This is a genomic window from Mesorhizobium sp. B283B1A (assembly GCF_020165735.1).
Taxonomy (GTDB): Bacteria; Pseudomonadota; Alphaproteobacteria; order Rhizobiales; family Rhizobiaceae; genus Mesorhizobium; species Mesorhizobium opportunistum.
Genome location: NZ_JAIUIQ010000086.1, coordinates 1 through 7,298, shown reverse-complemented (window position 1 = coordinate 7,298; position 7,298 = coordinate 1). Strand labels below are relative to the sequence as shown.

Annotated in this window: 9 protein-coding genes and 1 pseudogene; 6 read left to right on the top strand and 4 right to left on the bottom strand. The window is 65.8% G+C overall.

Annotation, left to right across the window (positions count from 1 at the left end):
* The 5 genes and pseudogenes from LB577_RS32945 to LB577_RS32930 form a co-directional block, all read left to right on the top strand.
* On the top strand, positions 1–332 hold a 332-nt coding region (locus tag LB577_RS32945; RefSeq protein WP_224690553.1), incomplete at its 5' end, for a substrate-binding domain-containing protein.
* 176 nt (positions 333–508) lie between these two features.
* Positions 509–937, top strand: a pseudogene (locus tag LB577_RS33600) (ATP-binding cassette domain-containing protein); the annotation flags it as partial.
* Positions 932–2,017: a sugar ABC transporter ATP-binding protein gene (locus LB577_RS32940; RefSeq protein WP_411969368.1), complete on the top strand. Its 1,086-nt coding sequence runs from the start codon at positions 932–934 to the stop codon at positions 2,015–2,017. The pseudogene LB577_RS33600 and the gene LB577_RS32940, both read left to right, overlap by 6 nt.
* Positions 2,014–3,027, top strand: coding sequence for an ABC transporter permease (locus tag LB577_RS32935; protein ID WP_224690551.1), 1,014 nt, complete (start codon positions 2,014–2,016; stop codon positions 3,025–3,027). The genes LB577_RS32940 and LB577_RS32935 overlap by 4 nt, the downstream gene beginning before the upstream one ends.
* Positions 3,028–3,175: 148 nt before the next feature.
* Positions 3,176–4,456: a hypothetical protein gene (locus LB577_RS32930; RefSeq protein WP_224690550.1), complete on the top strand. Its 1,281-nt coding sequence runs from the start codon at positions 3,176–3,178 to the stop codon at positions 4,454–4,456.
* Between the two features lie 35 nt (positions 4,457–4,491).
* Here LB577_RS32930 and LB577_RS32925 read toward each other — a convergent pair whose 3' ends face one another.
* From LB577_RS32925 to LB577_RS32910, 4 genes are all read right to left on the bottom strand, one after another.
* A complete protein-coding gene (locus LB577_RS32925; protein WP_224690549.1) occupies positions 4,492–5,073 on the bottom strand; it encodes a hypothetical protein in 582 nt (193 codons plus the stop codon).
* On the bottom strand, positions 5,070–5,660 hold the full coding sequence (locus LB577_RS32920; RefSeq protein WP_224690548.1) for a hypothetical protein: 591 nt from the start codon (positions 5,658–5,660) through the stop codon (positions 5,070–5,072). Before LB577_RS32920 ends, LB577_RS32925 begins: the two co-directional genes overlap by 4 nt.
* Positions 5,657–6,253 carry a hypothetical protein gene (locus LB577_RS32915; protein ID WP_224690547.1) on the bottom strand — a complete coding sequence of 199 codons (597 nt, stop codon included), beginning with the start codon at positions 6,251–6,253 and terminating at the stop codon, positions 5,657–5,659. The genes LB577_RS32920 and LB577_RS32915 overlap by 4 nt, the downstream gene beginning before the upstream one ends.
* Positions 6,254–6,352: 99 nt before the next feature.
* Positions 6,353–6,715 carry a hypothetical protein gene (locus tag LB577_RS32910; RefSeq protein WP_224690546.1) on the bottom strand — a complete coding sequence of 121 codons (363 nt, stop codon included), beginning with the start codon at positions 6,713–6,715 and terminating at the stop codon, positions 6,353–6,355.
* Positions 6,716–6,895: 180 nt separating this feature from the next.
* Here LB577_RS32910 and LB577_RS32905 point away from each other — a divergent pair, with 180 nt between their 5' ends.
* Positions 6,896–7,198, top strand: coding sequence for a hypothetical protein (locus tag LB577_RS32905; RefSeq protein ID WP_031250553.1), 303 nt, complete (start codon positions 6,896–6,898; stop codon positions 7,196–7,198).
* Positions 7,199–7,298 lie beyond the last annotated feature (100 nt).

The window sequence follows — 7,298 nt, the reverse complement described above, 5'->3', positions numbered from 1 at the left end:
CCCCCCCCCCCCCCCCCCCCCCCCACGCCATCGTCTGCGCCAATGACGACATGGCGCTCGGCGCGCTCGAGGCGTGCGCGGCGCGCAACTTCACCGACGTCAAGATCTACGGCTTCGACGCGCTTCCGGAAGCGCTGGTCGCTGTCCGCGACGGCAAGCTCGCCGGCACGGTCGAACAGTTCCCCGGCAAGCAATCGCGCACCGCCGTGCAGATCGCGGTCGCCTACGCCAAGGACAAGACCGAGCCGAAGGAGAAGCTGGTGCTCTTGACGCCCATCGTTATAGGCAAGGACAATCTCGACAAGGCCGAGAGGCTGAGCGAGACGAAGTAGGCGGTGAAGGCTGAGCGAATGACGGGTGGAGGTCGCATTCTGTGGCGCCCCCCTCTGTCCTGCGACTTACCACAATCCGGGAGCCACCCTTGCCAGTTGAAGCCGCACCACCCGTCCTGCTCGCCGTCCAAGGCGTCACCAAGCATTTTTCCGGGGTCACCGCGCTCAGCGATGTCTCGCTCGACATCCGCCCCGGCGAGATCCTCGGCCTGCTTGGCGAGAACGGCGCAGGCAAATCGACGCTGCTCAAAATCCTGTCGGGTGTCATGCCGCCGTCGAGCGGCCATATTAGTTTCGATGGCGCCGACTACCAGCCGTTGAGCCCGCAGGATGCCAAGCGGCTCGGCATCGTCACCATCTACCAGGAACTCAGCCTTATCCCGACGCTGACGGTGGCGGAAAACATTTTCATCGGTCGCGCGCCGACCGGGCCGTTCGGGCTGGTGAGCTGGAAGCGCATGGAGCGGGATTCCCGCGATATCATCGCCCGCGTCGGCCTTTCCATCGATCCGATGACGCCGGTGTCGGCGCTGTCGGTGGCCGAGCAGCAGCTGGTCGAGATTGCGCGTGCGCTGTCGCTGAAAAGCCGGTTGATCATCATGGACGAGCCGACCTCGGCGCTGACCGAGACCGAGGTGCAGCGGCTGTTGTCGATCATGGACCGGCTGCGCCAGGACAAGGTCGCCATCATGTTCGTCACCCACCGGCTGGAAGAAGCGTCCGCCATCTGCGACCGCATGACCGTCCTGCGCGACGGCAGGCTGGCCGGGCATCTCGACCGCCAGGGCGGGCCGATACAATTGCCGCGGATCATCGAGAAGATGGTCGGACGCGCGGCCTCCGAGCTCTATGCGCGGCCGGCGCAGCGCGCCGTGGCCGGCGATGTCGTGCTGTCGGTGCGCGGTTTGCGCACCGTGCGCGATCCCGAGGCGCCGCACGCCATCGTGCTCGACGATGTCGACATCGACCTCAAGGCCGGCGAGATCCTTGGTGTTGCCGGCCTTGTCGGCTCTGGACGAACGGAGCTGGCGCGCGCCATTTTCGGCGCCGACCAGATCGCTGCCGGAACCATCACGCTCGACGGCAGACAAATCGCGCCGGCCTCGCCGGCGGACGCCATCGCGCTCGGCATCGGCCTGGTGCCGGAGGACCGCAAGCACCAGGCGATCTTTGCGGCACTCGGCATCCTGCCGAATTTCTCCGTCGCCTCGCTCGGCCGCTTCAGCAACGGCTTCGGCTTCATGGCCGAGCGGCGCGAGCGCGACGCGCTGTCCGGTTTCAGGAAGATGCTGTCGATCCGCATGGCATCGGCCGAGCAGGCGATCGAGGGCCTGTCGGGAGGCAACCAGCAGAAGGTGATCCTGGCGCGCTGGCTGGCGCGCGATCCGAAAGTGCTGATCGTCGACGAACCGACGCGCGGCGTGGATGTCGGCGCCAAGGCCGAGGTGCACCAGATCCTGGTGCAATTGGCAGCGCGCGGCATCGCGGTGATGATGATCTCGTCCGAATTGCCCGAAGTGCTGGCGGTGTCGGACCGGATCGTCACCATGCGCCGGGGCCGCATCACCGGGCAGATGCCGGGCGTCGAGGCGAACGAGGAAAAGCTGATGGAATTGATGGCGCTCGACAAGCAAGGTTCAGGGCAGGACGAGGGGCAGATGCGGGACGAGGGGCGGGCACGATGAGCGTGGCGGAACAGAACGAGCGCGGCGGCATCAACTTCGCGCGGCTGCTGATGAGCTTCGGGCCGCTGCTGTTCCTGGCGGCACTCGTGGTCGTCTTCACGGTGCTGAAGCCGAGCTTCATCGACCCGATCAACCTGTTCAACATCACGCGGCAGATCTCGATCACCGGGCTGATCGCGCTCGGCATGACCTTCGTCATCCTCACCGCCGGCATCGATCTCTCGGTCGGCTCGCTGCTCGCCTTTTGCGGCATGGTCGCCGCGGTGGTCGCCAAGGGCGGCACCGCCAACACGCTGTCGCTGTCGACCTCGGGCACGCAAGGGTTTGGCTGGTTTGCCGCCCTGCTCGCCGCCGTCGTGGTGGGCGCGGCCGCCGGCGGCGTGCAGGGCCTGGCCATCACCCGGCTGAAAGTGCCGCCCTTCGTCGTCACACTGGGCGGGCTGACGGTGTTTCGCGGGCTGACGCTGACCATCTCCAATGGCGGCCCGATATCAGGCTTCGACGCCTCGATGCGCTGGTTCGGCACCGGGCTTATCGGCCCGGTGCCGGTGCCGGCGCTGATCTTCGCGTCGGCCGCGATCCTGTGCCACATCGTGCTGCGCTACACGCGCTACGGCCGCGCCGTCTATGCCGTCGGCGGAAATGCCGAGGCGGCACGGCTGTCGGGCCTGCGCGTCGACCGCATCCTGGTTTCGGTCTATGTCATCGTCGGCTTCTTCGCCGGGCTCGCCGCCTTCGTGCTGTCGGCCAGGCTGAACTCCTCGGAAGCGGTCGCCGGCATCGGCTACGAGCTGACGGTGATCTCGGCCGTCGTCATCGGCGGCACTTCGCTGTTCGGCGGCATTGGCTCGGTCGGCGGCACGGTGGTCGGCGCGGCGCTGATCGGGGTGCTGCAGAACGGGCTGCAGTTCAACAACGTGTCGTCCTACACGCAAAGCATCGTGATCGGGCTGATCCTCATCCTGGCGGTGGCGTTCGACAGGTGGCTGAAGTCGCGGGTGAGAAGGTGAGGAGAGGTTTGCGCCTGGGCCTCTGTCCGGCAGGTCAGAGGGGGGCGTCTCGCCATGCAGTTTGCCGGGAGGCTCCTTCGCATTCCTTTGCAATAAAGCCGTCCTTTGCTAGAAAGAATTGGGGCGGGTGGCATCGTGAGAGAACCTCATGTTTGCCGACATCATCAGACCGATCAGCTTGTGTTTTACGCTGCTGCGACGGTTTTGGCCGCAGCTCGTCGTGCTGGTGCTGGCAGGCGTGCTGGCCGGCGATATCCTGCTGCAACTGGCGGCGAAGGTGGCGCTTGCCAATCATTTCGCCGGGCTCGCCATGCTGACGCTGGTGGCGCTGGCGCAGCTGGTGGTGACGGTGGCGATGTTCCACGTGCTGCGGCCGGGCCTGCCCAATGTGCTTGCAGCGCAGCGAAGCGCGGACAAGGCCGCGACCGCCGACAGCCATAACGATGCCGCGGACCGGCGCGGCTCGCGGCTGGTGCGCATGATCACCATCGCGTTGTTGCCGTTCTTCGCCTACTACGCCGCATGGGGGTTCCTTGGCGACATCGTGCGGCAATATTCGCGCGAAACGCTCGACCAGGCCGATTTCGGCCAGAGCGCCGATGTGCTCGACGTGCTCGATTCGCGCTGGCTGCTGGTCTCGGTGGCGGTGTCCTGGCTGATCCGCCGGCTGGCCAAATTCATGCAGGGCAAGACCACGGCCCTCTCATTCTGGCAAATTGTGGTGGTGATCTGCGAGACCAACTGGATCTTCGTCGGCCTCTACGTCATCAGCCGCTGGAAGGACTCGGCGCTGCAATGGCTGATGAGCCGCAATTTCTGGTCGGCCGTGCAGGCGTCGATAGATGGACTGGCGAGCCCGGTGCCGATGGCGACGGCGGCACCCATGGTGCCGGTCGAGATCACCTCGATCGCGCCGTCGACGGTCGCGGTGAACCTGTTCTTCTACATGCTGCTGCCGCTGATCTGGCTGGTCATGGCGGCACTGATCTATGGCTATGATGGGCGCGACGACGCCGCCTTGATGTGCGTGCATGGTCGGCTGGAGCGGTTCGGCCAGCGCTATGCCGGCCTGCCGAAATTCCTGCGCGACTTCGTCGAGCATTTCGTCAAGGGCTACCGCTCGCGCTACCTGCCGATCGCCAACGGCGTGCGGCTGACGGTGAGTTCGAGCCTGGTGCTTCTGTGCACGCTGGTCGTCGGCTACCGCTTGCTCGACTGGGGTGCTGCCTGGCTGTGGCTGGGCGCGACGCGGCTGATCGGCTCGCACGAGCTCGATGTCTGGCAGATCTTCTCGCGCGGCGTGACGCTGCTGTTCGGCAGTCCGTTCCAGGATTCCTCCACCGGCATGCTGATCGAGCCGCTACGGATTTGCTTTCTCGCCGCCGTGCTGGAGACGGCGTTTTCGCTGTCGAAGGGGACGGGGAAGTGAGCTGCGGTTGGCGGTTTCGCCAATTTTCGTAGGCTCTATTTCGGCGGCCTTTGAAAACGCAGGTACCACGGCCGCTCGCTGCCGAGTCCGACGGCGGGGCGGATGGTCTTGATGGCGTCCTCGGGCACGATGAAGATGTCGCCGATGGTGATGACGTCGCCCTTCCTGGCGCCGGAGAAGATTGCCGAGGTGCAGTTCATCACGCCATCCGGCAGGCTGACGCCCGAGATGAGATCGGGCAGCCAGCGGCGCCCGGCGGCATCGGTCAGCATCAGCTTGCAGCCCAGCCACTGCTTCTGCAGGTCGGGGTCGCCGATGGTCACGGAGAAGGTGGCGATGACGGCGAAGGCATGGTCGGGCAAGCGGCCGGCCTTGCCGCCGCGCAGGTCGGCCAGCCGCCAGTCGCTGCCGCCGAACGGCGCGAATTGGCCAAAGTCGACATCCCTGGCGACGAGATCCTCGCCGCGCAGCCATGCGCGCGCGCTGTCGTAGCTGGTCTCGGCCAGCGTCAGCGGCAGCAGGACGGCAAGTGCCGCCAGGCTGAGCCGGCGCCATTTTTTCTCGGCCTGCGCGTCGGTGGCGGTGGCTGGCTCCTCATTGGCGGAAACGGCGGTCATGTTCCACCCGGCTGCGCGTCCAGATCGAATTCCGGCACGATGTCGGCTGGCTCACCGTCGGCGCCGGTCTGCACGGCGTCGAGACCGATGCGGGCCTGGGCGTCGAGCGGGCCGAACCGGCGCGAGGCGATCAGCAGCCTGGCGCCGCGGATCTGGTCTGATGGCACTTCGAAGACGAACAGGCCGCGTTTTTCGAGGCCCGGATCGACACCATGCGGCGGCATGTCCTGGCGATAGCCGAGCCGCTCCGTCTGGTGATAGCGCAGCCCGGTCGGGCCTTGCCAGGTGCCGTCGGCGATCGTGGTGGAGGAGCCGGTGGCGGCGAGGTTTGTCGTCACCACCGCCCACAGGCCGCCGGTCGTCAAAAGCCTCTCCTGGCCGAACTGGTTGGTCTTGAGCTTGCGGGCAAAGACGATCTTGTCCAGGCGGACCTCGAAGCTGCGTGCCCGCACCGTGTCGTGCATGGCGCCATCGACCGGGATCGGCGCGGTGAGGTCGGCATAATGCGGCTTGGAGACCTGCATGCCATAGCTCAGCGCGACTGTGGCGGCGAGAATCACGAGGTTGCCGAGGACGCGGATTCTCATGATCCGCTCCCGGGCGTCTCGGTCGCCGGCACATCGACGACCGGCAAGGTGACGGTGCCGAGACGATAGGGATTGTACCAGCCAGGCGTGCCGTAGAGATTGTCGCGCGGCTTGAAGATCTCGGCGGTAATGCCGAAGGCGAGCGTTGATGGGACGGCCGCGTCGCCGGCCAGCGGCCAGACATAGGCCATGCGCTCGGTCATGCCGGGGTGCAGTTCCGGCGTCAGCGTCGCATCGCGGGTCAGCGCTATCATCGGCCGACTGTCGGGCAAGTCGATCCCGTCCAGCCTGAAGACATCGAAATAGGCCTTGTCGGATTGGGCGGTGCGGTTGGTCATGTCGGCTTCCAGCACCAGCGCCTTCTGGCCGGGCTTCAAGACCACGCCATGGACCCTGGCATGGCTGACATAAGCGCGCACCGGCTGCACGCGCCAGCGCCCAGCGTCGATGGCGGCGTCCGGAGGCAGTTGCGGCGGTGCGTGGGCGGGCAGGGCGCCGAAGGCTCCCATCAGGCCGGCGACGAACAGGGCGGCAATGGTTCCCGCGCCGGCCGTTATCCAGGTCTGAACTCTTGAGCGGGCAGTCTTCAACATTCCAAACTATGCACGTCGAACGAACAGCCACCCGCAGGCAATGTAGAAAGAAAAGGCCGCTGATGGAACCCGCAAATGGCTGGTCCAGGCGTGCCTGCCTCAGGCTGCTTCGAGCGCCCACAGACGGTGTGCGTAGCGGCGGAAGAAGCGCGCCACGAGCCGCTGCTGCCTGGCCCGGACCAGATCGGGCAGGCGACGCTCCTGGCGCCAGCGCGGCATGTTGCGCCAGCAGGCGATGAAACGGGCGGTGTCCTCGATGGCTTCTTGCGCCGTCAGCGCAGGGCCGATCGCGGCCAGGAACAGGAGTTCCGCCTGCTTCAGTTCGTCGATGACGGCCTTGCGCCTGAAATGGTCGTGGCGGGCGTGAGCGATGCCGTTGCGGCGGATCGCCTCGAAGGCTTGGAGCAAAGCGGGGCTGTCGCCGGTGTAACCGCAGGCGCGGGCGAAATCGGCGTCATCCATCATGGCTCCCCGGTCTGGCGCGGCGATCGCCGGCCGACTCACATTTGTGAGTGAATATAAGCATAACTCAAAAATACGGAGAAGAGAAACTTTTGGGAAAGTCTTGAAAGTGCGACTCGACTCTCCGTGCAAAACGCGGGAATATAAGAACAAATCACGAACAAAAGGCGAGGAGGGGCGATGGCGCTGCCGGGCAGGGAAGCAGTAATGGCGCAGGTCGCCTCGATCTCCGTCGAGTGCGCCGATTGCGGCCGCAACAGGTGGTGGCGGCCCGATCAGCTGAAGCGGTTCGGGGTGAATGGCAAGACGCCGCTGGCTGTACTTTCGGGCCGCATCGTGTGTTCCGCCTGCCGCGCCGACGGGCTGCCGGGTACGGCGGTGTCGATCCAGGCCGCGTTCATCGACGAGCGCCAGCGCGTCCGCAGCGAAGCGCAAATGCTGAGCGACCGCGAGGTGCCGCTGGAGGAATCGAGGCGGGCTTGATGGGGGCGGTGGCGCTGGTTCTTCCTTCTCCCCTTGTGGGATTGTTGCAAAATTGGGTGGATGTGATTCCCTGTTTTTGAACAGGGGATCGTGCAATGAC

Coding starts and splice junctions, on each gene's coding strand:
- LB577_RS32940 (WP_411969368.1), top strand. CDS start 932: ATGGACGAGCCGACCTCGGCGCTGACCGAGACCGAGGTGCAGCGGCTG.
- LB577_RS32935 (WP_224690551.1), top strand. CDS start 2,014: ATGAGCGTGGCGGAACAGAACGAGCGCGGCGGCATCAACTTCGCGCGG.
- LB577_RS32930 (WP_224690550.1), top strand. CDS start 3,176: ATGTTTGCCGACATCATCAGACCGATCAGCTTGTGTTTTACGCTGCTG.
- LB577_RS32925 (WP_224690549.1), bottom strand. CDS start 5,073: ATGACCGCCGTTTCCGCCAATGAGGAGCCAGCCACCGCCACCGACGCG.
- LB577_RS32920 (WP_224690548.1), bottom strand. CDS start 5,660: ATGAGAATCCGCGTCCTCGGCAACCTCGTGATTCTCGCCGCCACAGTC.
- LB577_RS32915 (WP_224690547.1), bottom strand. CDS start 6,253: ATGTTGAAGACTGCCCGCTCAAGAGTTCAGACCTGGATAACGGCCGGC.
- LB577_RS32910 (WP_224690546.1), bottom strand. CDS start 6,715: ATGGATGACGCCGATTTCGCCCGCGCCTGCGGTTACACCGGCGACAGC.
- LB577_RS32905 (WP_031250553.1), top strand. CDS start 6,896: ATGGCGCTGCCGGGCAGGGAAGCAGTAATGGCGCAGGTCGCCTCGATC.